Annotated in this window: 18 protein-coding genes and 1 pseudogene; 6 read left to right on the top strand and 13 right to left on the bottom strand. The window is 71.9% G+C overall.

The features are described from left to right. The 7 genes and pseudogenes from ACP4IX_RS31780 to ACP4IX_RS31750 all read right to left on the bottom strand — a co-directional run. Positions 1–148: pseudogene (locus ACP4IX_RS31780) on the bottom strand (ABC transporter); the annotation flags it as partial. A gap of 69 nt (positions 149–217) precedes the next feature. Beyond that, positions 218–1,060: a DUF4097 family beta strand repeat-containing protein gene (locus tag ACP4IX_RS31775; RefSeq protein ID WP_426557967.1), complete on the bottom strand. Its 843-nt coding sequence runs from the start codon at positions 1,058–1,060 to the stop codon at positions 218–220. Positions 1,061–1,208: 148 nt separating this feature from the next. Next, positions 1,209–1,733: a toxin-antitoxin system HicB family antitoxin gene (locus tag ACP4IX_RS31770; RefSeq protein WP_426557965.1), complete on the bottom strand. Its 525-nt coding sequence runs from the start codon at positions 1,731–1,733 to the stop codon at positions 1,209–1,211. A 255-nt stretch (positions 1,734–1,988) separates the two neighbouring features. Then, positions 1,989–2,420, bottom strand: a complete 432-nt coding sequence (locus ACP4IX_RS31765; protein ID WP_426524848.1) for an SHOCT-like domain-containing protein — start codon at positions 2,418–2,420, stop codon at positions 1,989–1,991. A 20-nt stretch (positions 2,421–2,440) separates the two neighbouring features. Beyond that, positions 2,441–2,698: a hypothetical protein gene (locus tag ACP4IX_RS31760; RefSeq protein ID WP_426557962.1), complete on the bottom strand. Its 258-nt coding sequence runs from the start codon at positions 2,696–2,698 to the stop codon at positions 2,441–2,443. Beyond that, the gene (locus ACP4IX_RS31755) at positions 2,695–3,060 is read right to left on the bottom strand and encodes a DUF2089 domain-containing protein (RefSeq protein ID WP_426524852.1); all 366 of its coding nucleotides are present in this window, start codon (positions 3,058–3,060) and stop codon (positions 2,695–2,697) included. The genes ACP4IX_RS31760 and ACP4IX_RS31755 overlap by 4 nt, the downstream gene beginning before the upstream one ends. 92 nt (positions 3,061–3,152) lie before the next feature. Continuing rightward, positions 3,153–4,151, bottom strand: coding sequence for a helix-turn-helix transcriptional regulator (locus tag ACP4IX_RS31750; protein WP_426557960.1), 999 nt, complete (start codon positions 4,149–4,151; stop codon positions 3,153–3,155). A 125-nt stretch (positions 4,152–4,276) separates the two neighbouring features. Between ACP4IX_RS31750 and ACP4IX_RS31745 the strand changes: the two genes are divergently transcribed. Further along, positions 4,277–4,699 (top strand): VOC family protein, encoded by a 423-nt coding sequence (locus ACP4IX_RS31745; RefSeq protein WP_426524856.1) that lies wholly within the window; start codon positions 4,277–4,279, stop codon positions 4,697–4,699. Positions 4,700–4,821: 122 nt separating this feature from the next. Here the strand turns inward: ACP4IX_RS31745 and ACP4IX_RS31740 are convergent, their stop codons facing one another. From ACP4IX_RS31740 to ACP4IX_RS31725, 4 genes are all read right to left on the bottom strand, one after another. Continuing rightward, positions 4,822–6,264, bottom strand: a complete 1,443-nt coding sequence (locus tag ACP4IX_RS31740) for a HAMP domain-containing sensor histidine kinase (RefSeq protein ID WP_426557958.1) — start codon at positions 6,262–6,264, stop codon at positions 4,822–4,824. Next, positions 6,265–7,056: a response regulator transcription factor gene (locus ACP4IX_RS31735; protein WP_426557956.1), complete on the bottom strand. Its 792-nt coding sequence runs from the start codon at positions 7,054–7,056 to the stop codon at positions 6,265–6,267. Between the two features lie 61 nt (positions 7,057–7,117). Then, positions 7,118–7,744, bottom strand: a complete 627-nt coding sequence (locus ACP4IX_RS31730) for a CE1759 family FMN reductase (protein WP_426557954.1) — start codon at positions 7,742–7,744, stop codon at positions 7,118–7,120. Next, entirely contained in the window at positions 7,741–8,832 is a 1,092-nt protein-coding gene (locus ACP4IX_RS31725) for an LLM class flavin-dependent oxidoreductase (RefSeq protein ID WP_426524864.1), read from the bottom strand. The genes ACP4IX_RS31730 and ACP4IX_RS31725 overlap by 4 nt, the downstream gene beginning before the upstream one ends. A 188-nt stretch (positions 8,833–9,020) precedes the next feature. Between ACP4IX_RS31725 and ACP4IX_RS31720 the strand changes: the two genes are divergently transcribed. Together ACP4IX_RS31720 and ACP4IX_RS31715 are read left to right on the top strand one after the other, a co-directional pair. Beyond that, positions 9,021–9,359, top strand: a complete 339-nt coding sequence (locus tag ACP4IX_RS31720; protein WP_426524866.1) for a YnfA family protein — start codon at positions 9,021–9,023, stop codon at positions 9,357–9,359. A gap of 57 nt (positions 9,360–9,416) precedes the next feature. After that, positions 9,417–10,196 carry an SDR family NAD(P)-dependent oxidoreductase gene (locus ACP4IX_RS31715; RefSeq protein WP_426524868.1) on the top strand — a complete coding sequence of 260 codons (780 nt, stop codon included), beginning with the start codon at positions 9,417–9,419 and terminating at the stop codon, positions 10,194–10,196. Between the two features lie 72 nt (positions 10,197–10,268). Here the strand turns inward: ACP4IX_RS31715 and ACP4IX_RS31710 are convergent, their stop codons facing one another. Then, a complete protein-coding gene (locus tag ACP4IX_RS31710) occupies positions 10,269–11,462 on the bottom strand; it encodes an RtcB family protein (RefSeq protein ID WP_426524870.1) in 1,194 nt (397 codons plus the stop codon). A gap of 204 nt (positions 11,463–11,666) precedes the next feature. On the opposite strand from ACP4IX_RS31710, the gene ACP4IX_RS31705 reads away from it, so the two are divergent. The 3 genes from ACP4IX_RS31705 to ACP4IX_RS31695 all read left to right on the top strand — a co-directional run bounded on the left by ACP4IX_RS31705 (position 11,667) and on the right by ACP4IX_RS31695 (position 15,056). Further along, a complete protein-coding gene (locus ACP4IX_RS31705) occupies positions 11,667–12,605 on the top strand; it encodes a DUF3558 domain-containing protein (protein WP_426557953.1) in 939 nt (312 codons plus the stop codon). A 115-nt stretch (positions 12,606–12,720) separates the two neighbouring features. Beyond that, entirely contained in the window at positions 12,721–13,599 is an 879-nt protein-coding gene (locus ACP4IX_RS31700; RefSeq protein WP_426557951.1) for a DUF3558 family protein, read from the top strand. Between the two features lie 89 nt (positions 13,600–13,688). Beyond that, positions 13,689–15,056: a DUF2637 domain-containing protein gene (locus ACP4IX_RS31695; RefSeq protein ID WP_426524876.1), complete on the top strand. Its 1,368-nt coding sequence runs from the start codon at positions 13,689–13,691 to the stop codon at positions 15,054–15,056. A gap of 198 nt (positions 15,057–15,254) precedes the next feature. Here the strand turns inward: ACP4IX_RS31695 and lysS are convergent, their stop codons facing one another. After that, positions 15,255–16,994, bottom strand: coding sequence for a lysine--tRNA ligase (lysS, locus tag ACP4IX_RS31690; RefSeq protein ID WP_426524878.1), 1,740 nt, complete (start codon positions 16,992–16,994; stop codon positions 15,255–15,257). Positions 16,995–17,151 lie beyond the last annotated feature (157 nt).

Raw genomic sequence — 17,151 nt, 5'->3', positions numbered from 1 at the left:
CGAACACGGAACCGGCCGGGATGTGCAGGTCGATGCCGTCGAGGACGGTCTTGTCGCCGTACGACTTGCGCAGCCCGACGGCGGCGACGGCGGCCGGGGACGCCTGACCGTCCCCCTTCTTGGGCGTGTACATGACAGATGAAGGCATGGAGCCCTCCCGTTCGAAGGCTGAGGTGATCGGGGTGAGTGGTGAGTGGGCGGATCCGCGGGACGGGGCTCAGGCCTTGGCGCGCCGGACGTCGATGTTGCCGTGCCGGGTGCGGGCGCGGACCTTGACGGTGTCGTCGCTCTCGTGCGGCGTCTCGGACGCGGTGAGCGCGTTGCGTACCTGACCGGAGCCCGAGTGGACGTCGAGCCAGGCGGCCGTGCCCTCACGGACGCCGACCTCGATGGCGCCGTAACTGGTCTCCAACTGGACGGTGCCGCGGACCGCGTCGGCCACGCGCAGGGTTCCGTGGGCGGTGGTCGCGGTGACCGAGTCCTCGGCGCGGGCGATGTCGATGTCGCCGTTGGCGCCGCTCACCCGCAGCTCGCCGGTCGCGGCGCCGACGGTCGTGGTGCCGTGCGAGTTCTTCAGGACGGCGGGGCCGTCGAGCAGGCCGACGCGCAGGCTGCCCGAACTGGTGGTGATCTCGGCCGCGCCCTCGACCCGGTCCACGGTGATCGAGCCGTGCGACGCGGTCAGCTTCAGAGGGCCGGTCACATCGAGGCGGACGTCGCCGGACGAAACCTTCACGTGGACTTCGCCGAGCCGGCCCTCGCCGAGCACCTGGGCCCAGGCACCGGTCAGGTCGACGCGCGAGCCCGTGGGCAGTTCGACCGTCACGTCGACGGTGCCGGTGCGCCCGAACAGGCCGGACTTGGGCGTCCTGACGGTCAGTTCGCCGTTCGCGTACGTCACCTCGGTCTGGTCGGCCGTCCGCACGTCCAGGTCCTTCCCGGGGTCGCGGGGCCGCACCTCGACGACGGTTTCGACGCGGTCGCCCGCGGCGAACTGGATGGAACCGGCCTCCACGCGCGCCGTGGCCGAGATCGCTTCGGGAGTGTCGAAAGAAGGCATGGCTGTCCCGTCCTCTTGGGTCTTCAGGACGTCCCGGCTGAGGGGACGTGGTGTCGGTGAAGCGGTGCGGGTGAGCTGGTGAGCGAGTGAGCGGGTGTGCGGGGTGGGCCGGCGCTTGGTGAGGTGGCGCCACGTGAGCCGGGCGCGGCTAGCGCACCCAGCCCGTGAAGCTCTGTCCGAGCGTCCGGGTCTTCTCCGCCGCCTGCGGCCGGGTGCCGCCGTCGACCGCGGCCGACACGGCACGCACCAGCCACGCGTTGACCGACAGGCCCTCGCGGCTCGCGGCCTCCTCCGCGCGCGCCTTGAGGTGGGCCGGCAGGCGCAGGTTGACGCGGGCGGTGCCGCCCTCGTCACCTTCGGCCGGGACCGAGGCCGGGGCCCTGGGCGGTTCCACGGGGGCGGCCGGCTCGGCGGGGGCACGGTCGTCGGTGGGCGGCGGCGTCACCACGAAGTCCGGGTCGAGCCCGCGCAGCCGCACGTCGACCGAGCCGGGGGCGAGTTCACGGGTGATCTCGTCCATCGCGGCGGAGAGCACGTTGAGCATGGTCAGCCGGGTCGCCGACTCCAGCGGAGCGGTGAGCCTCTCGGCCAGCACACGGGCATCTTCCCCGCCGGCTTCGGCGGCCACCGCGAGTTCACGGCGGAGAGTGTCGACATACGGGGTGAGGTCCATGACGCCATCATGGCACCACAGTGGCGCCACACGCAAGCATGCGCGGCACCGAACCCGGCGGAACGCCGAGCAAACCCCTCCGACCTGCGGAAACGCCCCAACACTGCACGAACGACGACGACATCGGCACGTTGGGACACTCCCAGGTGCCGTGAAATGGCACCGCTTGGCGCCAGGTGGCGCCGTATGGCACCAAGCGGGCCGGCCGGTGGTGCAGGCGCTCAGCGGCACCCCGGCCACCCCGCCGTGGCGGCGTCACTCACAGAAGACCCGCACCTTGGTGCCGGAGTCGTCGACGTCGATGGCGACCTCGTCGAGCTGGTCGACGAGGTCCTCCATCTGCTGCGGCTTGAGTTCGGTGAGGTCGATCGGCACCCCGGACCTGTTCAGTTCCGCGTTGGCCTTGGCGAGCGCCTGCGGAGGGACCAGGCTCGTGAGCCGGACCCCGGCACGCAGCAGTTGCATCGGGACGCGGATGTCGACCCGGCTCGGCCCGTCACCGCCGGAGTCGTCCGCCGAGTCCACCACCACGCGCAGGTACTTGGCCCGGGGTTTCGGGCGGGGCACGGCTCCCGGCGGCGCCTCGGGCCGGTCTCGCTCGAGGGCGTCGATGAGCCGCTCGGCCTCGTCCGCGGTGATTCTGCCCTCGGCCAGCATCTCCAGGACCTGGCGGCGCTGCTCGTTCATGATCTCCCCATCCCTCCGACTCATCCGACGCTTACCAGCACGGCCGTCCGGCCCTGCTCGATCTCGATCCGGGTGCCGGGCAGCGCCCACAGCAGCTGCCCGGCGCCGCGCAGCGCGCCCACCGGGCTCACCCGGGTGACGAGGCAGGCGACCAGTCCGGCCGCCACGGCGAGCAGCAGCAGCGGTGACAGCACCACCAGCACCGGCAGGACGGGGACGTACAACCGCCGACGGCTGCCCGGGCGGCGCCAGCACACCGTCACCAGCTGGGGGATCACCGGGACCTCTCCAGCTCGGCCAGCGCCTCCTGGGCGCTGATCTCCCCCCGGCGCAGGCGGTCGACGATGTCGGCGGCACCGGTCGGCGCCGGGTCGGTGTCGACGAAGTCGAGGTGCTCGGCGATCCGCTTCAGCCGGGACTTGACCGTCGGGTAGCTCACCCCGAAGATCCGCTCCATCTCCTTGATCGAACCGTGCGACCGCACGAACGCGGCGACGAACACCTGGTCGTCGATGCCGAGCTGAGCCAGCTGCGGCGGCTCGAACTGCCCCTCGATCGCGACGCCGCTGTCGGCGAGGCGGACCCGCTCGACCACGAACGGCCGCCCTTGCGTCAGGTCCGTCAGTTCCTGCCAGTCCACCCTCGGCTCCCTGCTTTCGACTCGACGACCGCGCTCATCCCTGTTTGTACTTTGATTTTCTTAAGCGGTCAACGACCACACCTTCATTTTCTTCATTCCATGTTCGTGGAATTCAACTCGCTCGCGCCCGCCGCGTTGGCGCAGCGCGCGGCCAGTTCGGCGAACGCGCTGGTCAGTTGGGGCGGGCCGACGACTTCGACGTCGGCGTCGAAGCGGCAGAGCGCGGCGGCGAGGCCGGTCCACGACCAGGAGCCGAGGGTGAGGCGGCAGCGGTCGGGGCCGAGTTCTTCGACGACCGCGTCCTGCGCGAAGGGGGCCACGGCCCGCGCGGGGAGGTCGAGGACGACCTCGCCGATGCAGGGCCAGTCGGCGGTGGAGCCGTCGGTTCCGCGGAAGTGGCCGGTGACGAACGCGGCCACGTCGCCACCGGGGACCTCGCGCGGGCTGAAGCGCGGGCCGGTCGGAGTGCGCGGGCGTACGCGGTCGACGCGGAAGGTGCGCCAGTCGGCACGGTCCAGGTCCCAGGCGACCAGGTACCAGTGGCCGCGCCGGGTGACGAGGTGATGGGGCTGGGCGCGGCGGGGCCGACCGGTGGAGTCGGTGGCGTCGTGCCCGTAGTCGAAGCGCAGCTCCTCGCGGGCGTGGACGACGCGGCTCAGCTCCATGAGGACCGCCGTGTCGACCGGTGCCGCGTCACCGGACCCGGGCGACGGAACGGCGGTGACCCGCACCATGTCGATGCGCTGCCGCAGGCGGGGCGGCATGACCTGGCGAACGGTGGACAGCGCCCGTGCGGCGTCCTCGCCGATCGTGCCGCTGGTGACCGCGGACTGCAGGGCGAGGGCCAGGGCGACGGCCTGGCCGTCGTCGAACAGCAGCGGGGGCAGTTGCGAGCCGGCGTCCAGGCGGTAGCCGCCGGAGGGCCCCTTGAAAGCGAGGATCGGGTAGCCCAGCTCCCGTAGCCGGTCGATGTCGCGGCGCACGGTGCGCGGGGTGATGTCGAGCCGCTCGGCGAGATCGTCACCGGACCAGTCGCGATGCGCCTGAAGCAGTGAGAGCAGTGCGAGCAACCGCGAGGAAGTCTTCTGCATGCCCACCATTGTGGGCGCGGTACAGGACACAACCTGTCCGCTACCCCTGGAACGGTGAACCCCGGGTCCACCAGAGAGCAGGGCCCGCGAGAGAGCACAGAACCGCCGAGAGCAGGGAGAAGGCCATGGCCGTCACGACCACCACCCATCTGAACTTCCGGGGCGACGCCCGGGCGGCGCTGGACCACTACCGGTCCGTCTTCGGCGGACGCGTCACCGCCGTCACGTACAAGGACACCGGCAACACGCGGAACGAGAACGAAGCGGACTGGGTGACGTGGGGCGAGGTGGTGGGCGACAACGGCTTCCACGTCATGGCCTACGACGTGCCCTCCGACCTGCCCTGGGACCAGGGCAGCCGCCCCTTCTTCGTCTCCGTGCGCGGTGACGACACGGACGAGATCAGCACCCTCTGGCAGAAGCTGGCGGAGGGATCGACGGTGGTGCAGCCCCTGGAACCCTCGCAGTGGGCCCCGCTGTACGGCATGCTCACCGACCGCTTCGGCGTGACCTGGGTCCTGGACGTGGCGGCCCCGTACAACGGCTGATCCACACAGCGGGGAGGGAGGGGGCGCGAGCAGGCGGGCGTATCGGTCCGCGCCCTGCCGCGCCCGCCCGTGCCGTGCGGTGCCGTGCCCCCGTGTCGCGGACGGGATCGGCGCCCGCCCGGTCAGCCACCCGGCGGCCCACCGGTGAGCGGCCCGTCCTCCACGGCCCCGACGACCGTGAACCCGATCACCGCCCCTCCCCCGGCCCGCCGGTACGCGAACGGCGCTCCCCCGTGCGCCACCGCCACCTCCCGCACGATGGACAGGCCGAGGCCCGAGCCGGGCCGCGAGCGGGCGTCGGCGGCGCGGTAGAAGCGGTCGAAGACACGGGTCAGGTCGGCGTCACGGATGCCGGGGCCGCGGTCGAGGACCTCGACGCGGATCGTGCCCGGCAGGGCGGGCCCGGTGACGGCGACCTCGATGGGGCCGGTGCCCTCGGGGTCGAACTTCGCGGCGTTCTCGACCAGGTTGGACAGGGCGCGGGCCAGCATGGCGGGCCGGCCCTGCGTCGTCGTCCCCCCGCGGGCCCGTACGCCGATCTCCCGACCGGTGCGGCGCCGGGCCAGGACCGCCACGTCGTGCGCGATCCGGGCCACGTCGACCCGCTGCGGGGGCTCGCCCGCCCACTGGCCGGCCGCCAGTTCGACCAGTTCGTTGACCAGGTCGGTCAGCTCGCGGGCCTCCTGCCCCAAGTCGGCGACCAGTTCCTCGCGGGCGGCGGGCGGGAGTTCGTCGATCCGGCGCAGCAGCGAGATGTTCGTCCGCAGCGAGGTCAGCGGCGTACGCAGCTCGTGGCCCGCGTCCTGGACCAGGCGCCGCTGGTCCTCCTCCGACTGGGCGAGGCGGCCCAGCATCAGGTCGAACGCGCGACCGAGGCGGCCCACCTCGTCGGGGCCGGTGACCGGGACCTGGATGCCGAGCCGACGGGTGCGTGCGACGTTCTCGGCGGCGGAGGTGAGGACGACCAGACGCCGGGTGATGCGCCTGGCCAGCCACCAGCCGAACAGTCCGGCACCCGTCACCACCGCCGCCACCAGGAGCAGTGTCCGCCGTTGCAGCGTCCGCAGCAGGTCCTCGGTGTCACTGAACTCCTGCGCCACCTGCACCGCGCCCCGGCCGCCGCCGAGGGCGACGGTCGCGACCCGGAAGGCGTCGTGGCCGACGCCGACGTCCTCGTGCTCGACCATCCGCCCCGCCGTCGCCGCTCCCGCGGTCCGCCGGTCGGCGTCGGTGACCGGCAGCCGGGGGCCGGCCGGGTCGAAGATGCCACCGTCCGGCCCGAGCACCTGCACGTCGGTGCGGGCCGGGCGCACGATGTCGTGGCCCGGCGCGGACGTGGAGAAGTCGACGGGCGACAGCCGCCGCAGGCGCACCTCGGCCCGCAGGTCCTGCACGACCTGGTCGAAGACGGACTCCTGGTCCACCCGGACCAGCCGGGCCGCGGCACTGTACGACAGCACCCCGACGACGACCGTGACCACGGCGGTGACCGTCGCGAACGACACCGCGAACGTCGTCCGCAGCGACAGCAGCCGGGGCCGGCGCCCGAGCGGGGAGTGGCCCACTCAGTCCTCCCGCAGCACGTAACCCACCCCGCGCACGGTCTGGACCAGCTGCGGCGCCCCCGGCCGGTCGAGCTTGCGGCGCAGGTAGCCGACGTAGACGGCGAGGTTCTTGGAGCCGGGCCCGAAGTCGTAGCCCCAGATGCGGTCGTAGATGGTGGAGTGGTCGAGCACGACGCCCGCGTTGCGGACCAGCAGTTCCAGCAGCTCGAACTCGGTGCGGGTCAGTTCCAGCTCACGCCCGTCCCGCCAGGCGCGGCGGGCCCGCGGGTCCATGCGCAGTCCCGCCGCCGCGAGGTACCGGCCGTCGTCCGGCTCCTCCGGAACGGCACCGGACCGCGACGGGGCCGGGCCGCCCGGCCGGGCGGTGCTGTGTGCCCCGGCGGTTCCGCCCGGTTGCCCCTCCTCCGCACGGTCGGCGGCACGGCCGTCCGTACGGCGCAGCAGGGCGCGCAGCCGGGCGAAGACCTCCTCGACGTCGAAGGGCTTCACCACGTAGTCGTCGGCGCCCGCGTCCAGGCCCGCGACGCGCTCGGCGGTCTCCACCAGCGCCGTCAGTATCAGGATCGGCGTGGAATCGCCCTCCGCGCGCAGCGCCCGGCAGACCTGGAGGCCGTCGATGCCCGGCATCATCACGTCCAGCACGAGGACGTCCGGCCGGCCGCGGTGGGCCTGCGCCAGCGCCTCGACGCCGTCCGCGACCGCGGTGACCCGGTAGCCCTCCAGGGTGAGGGCGCGCTCCAGGGCGTGCCGGATGGCGCGGTCGTCTTCGGCGAGCAGAACAGTCCGGGGCACGCGCCCAGTCTGCCAAGGCCACGGCCCCTGCGACCGGACGGCCGGGGTTCTTACCGAGATCTCACCCGGCGGGCCGCAGCGCGGCGAGCCGCTCCTCGAACGGCACGATCCCGTCGGCGTCGGCGGCCGGCTTCACGGCCGGCTTCACGACCGTCGACAGCCCGGCCGTCAGCGCCGCCAGCTCCCCGGCCGCCCGCTCGATCCGCCCGCCCAGTCCCTCGGCTCCCCAGTCCTCCGAGGCGGCGTAGACGCCGGTCGGTACGACGACGGCCTTGAGGTGGGCGAAGAGCGGTCGCAGCGCGTGGTCCAGGACGAGCGAGTGCCGGGCCGTGCCGCCGGTCGCGCCGATCAGCACCGGCTTCCCGGCGAGGGCGTCCGCGTCGGTCACGCTCAGCGCGTCGAAGAACGACTTGAACAGCCCGCTGTACGACGCCGAGAACACCGGCGTGACGACGATCAGGCCGTCGGCCGCCGCCACCGCGTCGAAGGCGGCGGACAGGTTCCGCCCGGGGAAGCCGTTGGTGAAGGTGTGCGCGATCTCCACGGCGAGATCGCGCACCTCGACCACCTGGACCTCCGCGGACGCCGGTGGGGCGCCGGCGGCGACGGTGGCGGCGGCCAGCCGGTCGGCGAGCAGCCGGGTGGAGGACGGGACGCCCAGTCCCGCGGAGACGACGACGAGCTTCACGCCCGTACTCCTTCCTTGCGCGCGCCGGCCAGCAGCGACGCGTGGGTCGGGGCGTCCGGCACGCCGGCCGGGCGGTTCTTGGCGAACTCCTCGCGCAGCACCGGCACGACCTCCTCGCCGAGCAGGTCGAGCTGCTCCAGGACGGTCTTCAGGGGCAGTCCGGCGTGGTCCATGAGGAACAGCTGGCGCTGGTAGTCACCGGCGTAGTCGCGGAAGGCGAGCGTCTTCTCGATCACCTGCTGCGGGGAGCCGACGGTGAGCGGCGTCTGCTCGGTGAAGTCCTCCAGCGACGGCCCGTGCCCGTAGACCGGGGCGACGTCGAAGTACGGGCGGAACTCGCGCACCGCGTCCTGGCTGTTCTTCCGCATGAACACCTGGCCGCCCAGGCCGACGATCGCCTGCTCGGGGGTGCCGTGCCCGTAGTGGGCGTAGCGGGCCCGGTACAGCTCGACCATGCGCTTGGTGTGGTCGGCGGGCCAGAAGATGTTGTTGTGGAAGAAGCCGTCGCCGTAGTACGCGGCCTGCTCGGCGATCTCCGGGGAGCGGATCGAGCCGTGCCAGACGAACGGCGCGACCCCGTCCAGCGGGCGCGGCGTGGACGTGAAGCCCTGGAGCGGGGTACGGAACTTCCCCTCCCAGTTCACGACGTCCTCGCGCCACAGGCGGTGCAGCAGGGCGTAGTTCTCGATCGCGAGGTTGATGCCCTCGCGGATGTCCTTGCCGAACCACGGGTAGACCGGGCCGGTGTTGCCGCGCCCCATCATCAGGTCCGTCCGGCCGTCGGCCAGGTGCTGGAGCATCGCGAAGTCCTCCGCGATCTTCACCGGGTCGTTGGTGGTGATGAGGGTGGTGGAGGTGGAGAGGATCAGCCGCTCGGTGCGCGCCGCGATGTAGCCGAGCATCGTGGTCGGCGACGAGGGCACGAAGGGCGGGTTGTGGTGCTCGCCGGTCGCGAAGACGTCGAGCCCGACCTCCTCGGCCTTCAGCGCGATGGCGACCATGGCCTTGATGCGCTCACGCTCGGTCGGCGTACGCCCCGTGGTCGGGTCCGGCGTGACGTCGCCGACCGTGAAGATGCCGAACTGCATGACGCTCAACCTCCGATTTGTTGACGATTCAACTATACCGTCCAACCGTCGGACCCCGGACGTTATTCCGTGGACGTGGTTCCGGACACCGTGCCGGACACTGCGCCGGACGACGTCCCGGACACCGTGCCGGACGACGTCCCGGGCACCGTTCCGGACGCCGCTCCGGCCCGTGCGAAGCTGCCGCCATGCTGGTACTCCGCTCCGCCGCCCTGTTCGTCGTCGCCGCCGTCTTCGAGATCGGCGGCGCCTGGCTGGTCTGGCAGGGCGTACGCGAACAACGCGGCTGGCTGTGGGCCACCGGCGGCGTCCTCGCCCTCGGCGCCTACGGCTTCGTCGCCACCTTCCAGCCCGACGCCCACTTCGGCCGCATCCTCGCCGCGTACGGCGGGATCTTCGTGGCCGGCTCGATCCTGTGGGGCATGGCCGCGGACGGCTACCGCCCCGACCGCTGGGACATCACCGGCGCCCTGGTCTGCCTCGCCGGGATGGCCGTGATCATGTGGGCACCCCGCAACGGCGGTTGACCGCCCCGGGCGGCCTACCCTGGGCGGCGACCGACAGCACCGACCTAGGAGCAGCCCATGGCCACCGCAGCCGCCCCGTCCGCCTCCTCCCGCATCGCCGTCGTCACCGGTGCGAGCAGCGGCATCGGCGCCGCCACGGCCCGGCAGCTCGCCGCGGCCGGCTACCGCGTCGTCCTCACCGCCCGCCGCAAGGACCGCATCGAGGCACTGGCGGAGGAGATCCAGGCGGCCGGCCACAAGGCCACGGCGTACCCCCTGGACGTCACCGACCGCGCGGCGGTCGACGAGTTCGCGACCGCGTTCAAGACGATCGGCGTCCTCGTCAACAACGCGGGCGGCGCACTCGGCGCCGACCCGGTGGCCACCGGCGACCCGGACGACTGGCGCCGCATGTACGAGACGAACGTCATCGGCACCCTCAACCTCACCCAGGCCCTGCTCCCCCGGCTGGAGGCGAGCGGCGACGGCACGGTCGTCGTCGTCTCCTCGACCGCCGGCCTCTCCACCTACGAGGGCGGCGCGGGCTACGTCGCCGCCAAGCACGGCGAACACGTCCTCGCCGAGACCCTCCGCCTGGAGATCGTCGGCCGTCCGGTCCGCGTCATCGAGATCGCGCCCGGCATGGTGAAGACCGACGAGTTCGCCCTGACCCGCTTCGGCGGCGACCGGGACAAGGCGGCCAAGGTCTACCAGGGCGTCGCCGAGCCCCTGACCGCCGACGACGTCGCCGACACCATCACGTGGGCGGTCACCCGCCCCGCCCACGTCAACATCGACCTCCTGGTCGTCCGCCCCCGCGCCCAGGCGTCGAACACGAAGGTGCACCGGGAGCTCTGACGCCGAAGGCGCACCGGGAGGGCCGACGCCGAGTCGCACCGGGAGGGCTGACGCCGGGCGCCGCCCCGGAGGTCAGCCCTTCACGCAGACGACCTGCTTCAGCTTCGCCACGACCTCCACGAGGTCGCGCTGCTGGTCGATGACCTGGTCGATGGGCTTGTAGGCGCCCGGGATCTCGTCCACGACGCCCGAGTCCTTGCGGCACTCCACGCCCCGCGTCTGCTCCTCCAGGTCCTTCGTGGAGAAGCGCCGCTTGGCCGCGTTCCGGCTCATGCGCCGGCCGGCGCCGTGAGAGGCGGAGTTGAAGGACATGGCGTTCCCGAGGCCCTTCACGATGTACGAGCCCGTACCCATGGAGCCGGGGATGATCCCGTACTCGCCGGAACCGGCCCGGATCGCGCCCTTACGGGTGACGAGCAGGTCCATCCCGTCGTAGCGCTCTTCGGCCACGTAGTTGTGATGCGCGCTGATCTCCGGCTCGAAGGCCGGCTTCGCCTTCTTGAACTCCTTGCGGACCACGTCCTTCAGGAGCGCCATCATCAGGGTGCGGTTGTACTTCGCGTACTCCTGCGCCCAGAACAAGTCGTTGCGGTACGCCGCCATCTGCGGGGTGTCCGCGACGAACACCGCGAGGTCGCGGTCGACCAGGCCCTGGTTGTGCGGGAGCTTCTGGGCGATGCCGATGTGGTGTTCGGCGAGTTCCTTGCCGATGTTGCGGGAACCGGAGTGCAACATCAGCCAGACAGAACCGGCCGTATCCGTGCAGATTTCAATGAAGTGGTTGCCGCTTCCGAGCGTTCCCATCTGCTTTCCGGCCCGCTCATGACGGAACTTGACCGCCTCCGCCACTCCGTCGAACCGCCCCCAGAAGTCGTCCCACCCGGCCGTCGCCAGCCCGTGGAAGCGCCCCGGCTCGACGGGACTGTCGTGCATCCCCCGGCCCACCGGAATCGCCTGCTCGATCTTCGAGCGCAGCCGCGACAGGTCGCCCGGGAGGTCGTTCGCCGTCAGGGACGTCCTCACCGCCGACATCCCGCAGCCGATGTCCACGCCCACCGCCGCCGGGCACACCGCGCCCTGCATGGCGATGACCGACCCGACCGTCGCCCCCTTGCCGTAGTGCACGTCCGGCATGACCGCCAGACCCTTGATCCACGGCAGGGTCGCGACGTTGCGCAACTGCTGGAGGGCCACGTCCTCCACGGTCGCCGGGTCGGTCCACATCCGGATCGGCACCTTCGCGCCCGGCATTTCCACGTACGACATATCGTCCTCATTCCCCCGGAAACAAACAGAAGTCCCAATGCGCAAAACCGGCGCCAAGGTCGACCAAAGAGACAACCGACCGGCGTTCACGGCAGCGCGTGCGATACACATTGTCTGCAGGGGGCGCCCCGTCGCGGCAAGCGAATAACGAGCGGGGACACTGGAGTACCGACCCACAGCCACACCGGCGAGAGGAGCCGCACCGTGCAGCGGAAGGCCTACGTACCCGGCGTCGCCGCCCTCCTGGCGGCGTTGCTGGCCGGCTGCACCGGCGGCTCGGACGACGGCGCCACGTCGGACGATTCCAACCCGGGACAACCCGGCGTCGCGGCCGAGGCGGCCGAACCCGGCAAGTACCGCTTCCTTCCGGAACCGTGCGGCGCGGTCGGCGACAAGTCGCTCGACTCGCTCCTGCCCGGCATCGAGGAGATCGCGGACCAGGAGCAGCGGGAGAAGGCGTACGCGGGCGAGGCGACGCTCACCTACGACACGGACCGCAAGGTCGGCTGCCGCTGGAAGGTGGAGTCGGCGGACGCCACCAACCACCTCTTCGTCGACTTCGAGCGGGTGGTCTCCTACGACAACGAGGTGAGCGACGACAGCGAGGCCGAGCAGCTCTTCGCCCAGCAGGTGGAGGCGGCCGACCTGCCCGAGCCGGTCGTCTCCGCGTCGGGGCCGGCGTCGGGATCCGAGTCGGCGTCGGACGCGGAGTCGCAGTCCGAACCCGAGTCGGGACCGGAGTCGAAGCCGGCGTCGGGTGCGGGTTCCGCGTCCGGTGCCGCGCCGGGGTCCGCCTCGCCGTCCGGCACCGCGTCCCCCGGCACGCCCTCCGCCACGGCTTCCGGCGCCGCGTCGTCCGGCGCCCCCTCGTCGAGCCCGTCCGCCGATGCCACGCCCACCGACCTCCAGCCCCGTCTGCTCGACGACCTGGGCGACGAGGCGTTCGTGGACGACGAGCTGGGCAGCTCCGGTTCGACGGCGAAACGGCGCACGGTGACTGTGGCGTTCCGCACGTCGAACGTCATGGTGACCATCGAGTACGCGGAGCAGCCGGCGGCGCTCGGAGTCGCGCCGGACAGCGAGGAAATGCAGGACACGGCGCGGAAACTGGCGTCGCAGCTGGCGGATTCACTGAGCGGTTGAGCCCCGCCCGGACCCGGCGGCGTCCGCGCACGAAGCTCCTGGAGCGGACCGCGCGGTTTCCCAACGCGTACCGTGGCCCCTCGGACCCGTTCCGACCGCAGGAACCACGAGTGCCATGAGTGAAGGAACCATGCAGCGACGAGCCCAGCGTGATCAGCGAGCGAAGCGACTCACCCGCGTCCTTGTCGGCGCGGCCGCCGTACCCGTGATGCTGGTGGCAGCCGGCTGCTCCTCGGACTCCGGATCCGACGGCGAGGGCAAGGCCGCGGCCACGGCGTCCCCGTCGAAGTCGGCGAGCCCGTCCCCCACGGTGCGGCCCGCGGCGTACGGGAAACTTCCGGAGCCGTGTTCGGTGCTGTCGAAGAAGACGCTGGACGACCTGGTGCCGAAGGCCAAGTCCGGCAAGGAGGGCGCGACCAACGACACCGCGACACGCGCCGGTTGCTCCTGGGACAGCCTGGACGACAACGGCGTGAAGGGCTCTCAGTTCCGCTGGCTGAGCGTGTCGATGCTGCGCTTCGAGTCGGACGTGACGCGCGGCGAGGGCGACAAGCTGGCGCGCGACTACTACGCGAAGCAGCTGAAGGACGCCCAGTCCGCGCAGGGCGCGAAGAGCCTGCGGACCACGCCGGTGAGCGGCACCGGCGACGAGGCCGCGGTCGTGCGCTACGACCTGAAGAAGGAGGAAGGCACCTTCAAGCAGCAGACGGTCGTCGCACGCGTCGAGAACGTCGTCGTCACCGTCGACTTCAACGGCGCGGGCCTGGCCGGCGACAAGACGCCGGACGCCGACGACCTGACCAAGGACGCCCAGAAGGCGGCCAAGGAGGCCGTGGACGCGGTGACGAAGGCCAACGGCGGCGGCACGTCGAGCGGCGCGTCGGCGCCGTCCGGCTCGGGCGCCGGCTCGGGCTCGGGCTCCGGCTCGGACACCGACTCCGACTCGGATTCGGGCGGGAAGTCGCGCTCCAAGGCGTTGTCGAAGACGGGCTGACGGGCCGTACCGGCCCACCGGCCACCCGTCCCCCGCACACATGTGCCACTCTGTTGCGCGCAACAACAGGCACTGGGAGGGGAGTACGGGTGGCCGCGCCACTGGAGCTGACACGGACGCATCGCGTTCTGATCGGCATGGTCGTCTTCGGTGCCGTCATCATCGCCGGGATCGGTTTCGCGGGTTCCTACGCGGCGGTGCGGGAACTGGCCCTGCAGAAGGGCTTCGGGAACTTCAGCTACGTCTTCCCGATCGGCATCGACGCGGGCATCTGCGTGCTGCTGTCCCTGGACCTGCTGCTGACGTGGATCCGCATCCCCTTCCCGCTGCTGCGGCAGACGGCCTGGCTGCTGACGGCGGCGACGATCGCGTTCAACGGCGCCGCGGCGTGGCCCGACCCGCTGGGCGTGGGCATGCACGGGGTGATCCCGATCCTGTTCGTGGTCTCCGTCGAGGCCGCCCGGCACGCGATCGGCCGGATCGCCGACATCACCGCCGACAAGCACATGGAGGGCGTCCGCCTCACCCGCTGGCTGCTCTCGCCCGGGCCGACCTTCCTGCTGTGGCGCCGGATGAAACTGTGGGAGCTGCGCTCCTACGAGCAGGTCATCAAGCTGGAGCAGGAGCGCCTGGTGTACCAGGCCCGGCTGCGTTCCCGCTTCGGCCGCGGCTGGCGCCGCAAGGCCCCCGTCGAGTCCCTGATGCCGCTGCGCCTGGCCCGCTACGGCGTCCCCCTGGCGCAGACCGCCCCGGCGGGCCTGGCGGCGGCGGGCATCGAGCCGGCCCTGCTGCCGCCGGCCCCGCGGCCGGAGGCGTCCGGCCCTCAGGACACCGGACCGCAGGAGACGGGGCCGCAGGGCATCGCTCCGCAGGCGGCGCCCGCGGCGAGGCAGCGTCCGGAACTGGGCAAGGCGCCCGACGCGGACCGGCGGCCACCGGAGGCGGACGAGGCGGCGGGCGAGGAGGCCGGGCCCGAGCAGAGCCCCTGGTTCAACACTCCCCGCCAGATCGACTACCAGGGCGGCTACGACCCCGCCTACGACCCGGCCGAGCAGTACGCCGACTGGTACGAGGAGCAGCGGCAGGCCGACCAGTACCGGGACCAGTACGAGGAGGAGCCCCCGCTCCAGGAACCGTCGCCGGAGGAGACCGGCAACTTCCCGATACCGGTCGTCCCGGGCCGCACCCGCGAGCTGGGGGAGGGCGGCCATCCGGAAGCCCGTCCGGAAGCCCATCCGCAAGCCCATCCGGAACCCCGGTCCCAGGACCCGGACGAGGACGCCTACTACCAGGTCTTCAAGCAGTCGATCAACGGCAGCTACCCGACGCCCCGCCAGTTCGGCGACAACGTGGAGGCGACGTTCGGCACGCCGCTCACCGACCCCGAGGCCAAGCGGCTGGTGAGCCGCTTCACCAACCGGCACAGCGCGGAGCTGGAGGAGGAGCACATCGCCTGACCGGCGGTGATCACGACGGGTCCTCAAGGTCCCGCGCAGGCACCAGGCCTTCCTCGCCGTCTGCGTGGTCGGCGTCCTGTTCGCCGGCTTCGCGCTGACCCGCGTACGCGCGGGCCCGGCCGAAGGGGATGTGCTCACCCGTCCCACGCCGACGTGGGCGCCCGGCGGACACCGGGCGCCCCTGCCGTGTGACGCGGTCTACTCGCCGAGCAGGTGCCGTACCCGCTCCTGCCCGACCGCGAGCAGCAGCGTGGGCAGGCGCGGGCCGGTGTCGCGGCCGACGAGCAGGTGGTAGAGCAGCGCGAAGAACGACCGCTGGGCGGTCTTGATCTCCGGCGGCAGTTCCTTGGCCGTGGCGTCGGCGGGGAAGCCGGCCTGGACCTTGGGCACGCCGTAGACGTGGTGGGTCAGACCGTCGAGCGACCAGTGGTCGGCGAGCCCGTCGAGGAGCAGCCGCAGGGACTGCCGGCCCTGCTCGTCCAGGGACTTCAGCAGCTCGGCGTCGGGCTCGTCGCGGACGATGGTGCGCTGGTCGGCGGGGACGTGGGTGTTGATCCACGCCTCTGCCTTGTCGTAGCGCGGCCGGGCCTCGTCCAGCGCCGTCAGCGGGTTCGCCGGGTCGAGCTCGCTGAGGATGCGCAGCGCCTGGTCCTCGTGTCCGGCGGTGATGTCGGCCACGGAGGCGAGGGTCCGGTACGGCAGCGGCCTGGGCGTCCGCGGCAGCTCGCCGGCGGCCGTGCGCACGGCGCGGGCGTGGGCGGCGGCGTCGGCGGGCAGCGCGCTGCCGTCGGCGACCTTGGCGTCGAGGCGGTCCCACTCGTCGTACAGCCGCTGGATCTCCTGGTCGAAGGCGATCTTGAAGGACTGGTTGGGCCGGCGGCGGGCGTACAGCCAGCGCAGCAGCTGCGGTTCCATGATCTGCAGCGCGTCGGCCGGGGTGGGCACCCCGCCCTTGGAGGAGGACATCTTCGCCATGCCGCTGATGCCGACGAAGGCGTACATCGGCCCGATCGGCTGCTTGCCGCCGAAGATGCCGACGATCTGCCCGCCGACCTGGAACGACGACCCGGGAGAGGAGTGGTCCACGCCGCTGGGCTCGAAGACGACCCCCTCGTACGCCCAGCGCATCGGCCAGTCGACCTTCCAGACCAGCTTGCCGCGGTTGAACTCGCTGAGGCGGACCGTCTCGGAGAAGCCGCACTCGGTGCAGGCGTAGGTGAGCTCGGTCGAGTCGTCGTCGTAGGCGGTGACCGTGGTCAGGTCCTTCTCGCAGTTGCCGCAGTACGGCTTGTACGGGAAGTACCCGGCGGCCGAGCCCGAGCCGTCGTCCTCGGCCGCGGCGCCGGAGCCCTCGGCGGCCTCCAGCTCGGCCTCGTCGACCGGCTTCTGCGACTTCTTCGCGGGAGCCTTCTTCGTGCGGTACTGGGCGAGGATCGCGTCGATGTCCCGCCGGTGCCTCATGGCGTGCAGGACCTGCTCGCGGTAGACACCGGAGGTGTACTGCTCGGTCTGGCTGATCCCGTCGAACTCCACGCCCATGTCGGCGAGCGAGGCGACCATGGCGGCCTTGAAGTGCTCGGCCCAGTTCGGGTACGAGGAGCCCTTCGGGGCCGGGACCGAGGTGAGCGGCTTGCCGATGTGCTCGGCCCACGTCTCGTCCACCCCGGCGATACCGGCCGGCACCTTGCGGTAGCGGTCGTAGTCGTCCCAGGAGATCAGGTGCCGGACCTCGTGGCCCCGGCGGCGCACCTCGTCGGCGACCAGGTGCGGGGTCATGACCTCGCGCAGGTTGCCCAGGTGGATGGGGCCGGACGGGGAGAGCCCGGAGGCGACGACGACCGGTTTGCCCGGGGCACGGCGCTCCGACTCGGCGATGACCTCGTCCGCGAAACGGGAGACCCAGTCGGTGGTCTCTGTGCTCTGAGCCACGATCGGCACGTCCTCTTTCCTGGAACTTCTCTGGAACTACTCCTGAGGCAGCCCGTACGGTCGCACGGCTGACCGCTCCATTCTCCCAGCCCGGCCCGCATCCGCGAAAACCGCTTTTCACCGCGTGGGATACTCGGTTTCCGTAGCTAGTCACAGCCTCACTCCC

It is taken from the genome of Streptomyces sp. WG5 (assembly GCF_049974565.1).
In the GTDB taxonomy this organism is placed as follows: Bacteria; Actinomycetota; Actinomycetes; order Streptomycetales; family Streptomycetaceae; genus Streptomyces.
Note: the sequence above shows the minus strand (reverse complement) of the source record. Positions and strands in the feature narration are given on the sequence as shown.

Bases quoted from the DNA above. Each gene is read 5' to 3' on its own strand.
- ACP4IX_RS31720 (WP_426524866.1), top strand. From the start codon at position 9,021: ATGCTGGTACTCCGCTCCGCCGCCCTGTTCGTCGTCGCCGCCGTCTTC.
- ACP4IX_RS31770 (WP_426557965.1), bottom strand. From the start codon at position 1,733: ATGGACCTCACCCCGTATGTCGACACTCTCCGCCGTGAACTCGCGGTG.
- ACP4IX_RS31710 (WP_426524870.1), bottom strand. From the start codon at position 11,462: ATGTCGTACGTGGAAATGCCGGGCGCGAAGGTGCCGATCCGGATGTGG.
- ACP4IX_RS31700 (WP_426557951.1), top strand. From the start codon at position 12,721: ATGAGTGAAGGAACCATGCAGCGACGAGCCCAGCGTGATCAGCGAGCG.
- ACP4IX_RS31765 (WP_426524848.1), bottom strand. From the start codon at position 2,420: ATGAACGAGCAGCGCCGCCAGGTCCTGGAGATGCTGGCCGAGGGCAGA.
- ACP4IX_RS31715 (WP_426524868.1), top strand. From the start codon at position 9,417: ATGGCCACCGCAGCCGCCCCGTCCGCCTCCTCCCGCATCGCCGTCGTC.
- ACP4IX_RS31775 (WP_426557967.1), bottom strand. From the start codon at position 1,060: ATGCCTTCTTTCGACACTCCCGAAGCGATCTCGGCCACGGCGCGCGTG.
- ACP4IX_RS31745 (WP_426524856.1), top strand. From the start codon at position 4,277: ATGGCCGTCACGACCACCACCCATCTGAACTTCCGGGGCGACGCCCGG.
- ACP4IX_RS31725 (WP_426524864.1), bottom strand. From the start codon at position 8,832: ATGCAGTTCGGCATCTTCACGGTCGGCGACGTCACGCCGGACCCGACC.
- ACP4IX_RS31750 (WP_426557960.1), bottom strand. From the start codon at position 4,151: ATGCAGAAGACTTCCTCGCGGTTGCTCGCACTGCTCTCACTGCTTCAG.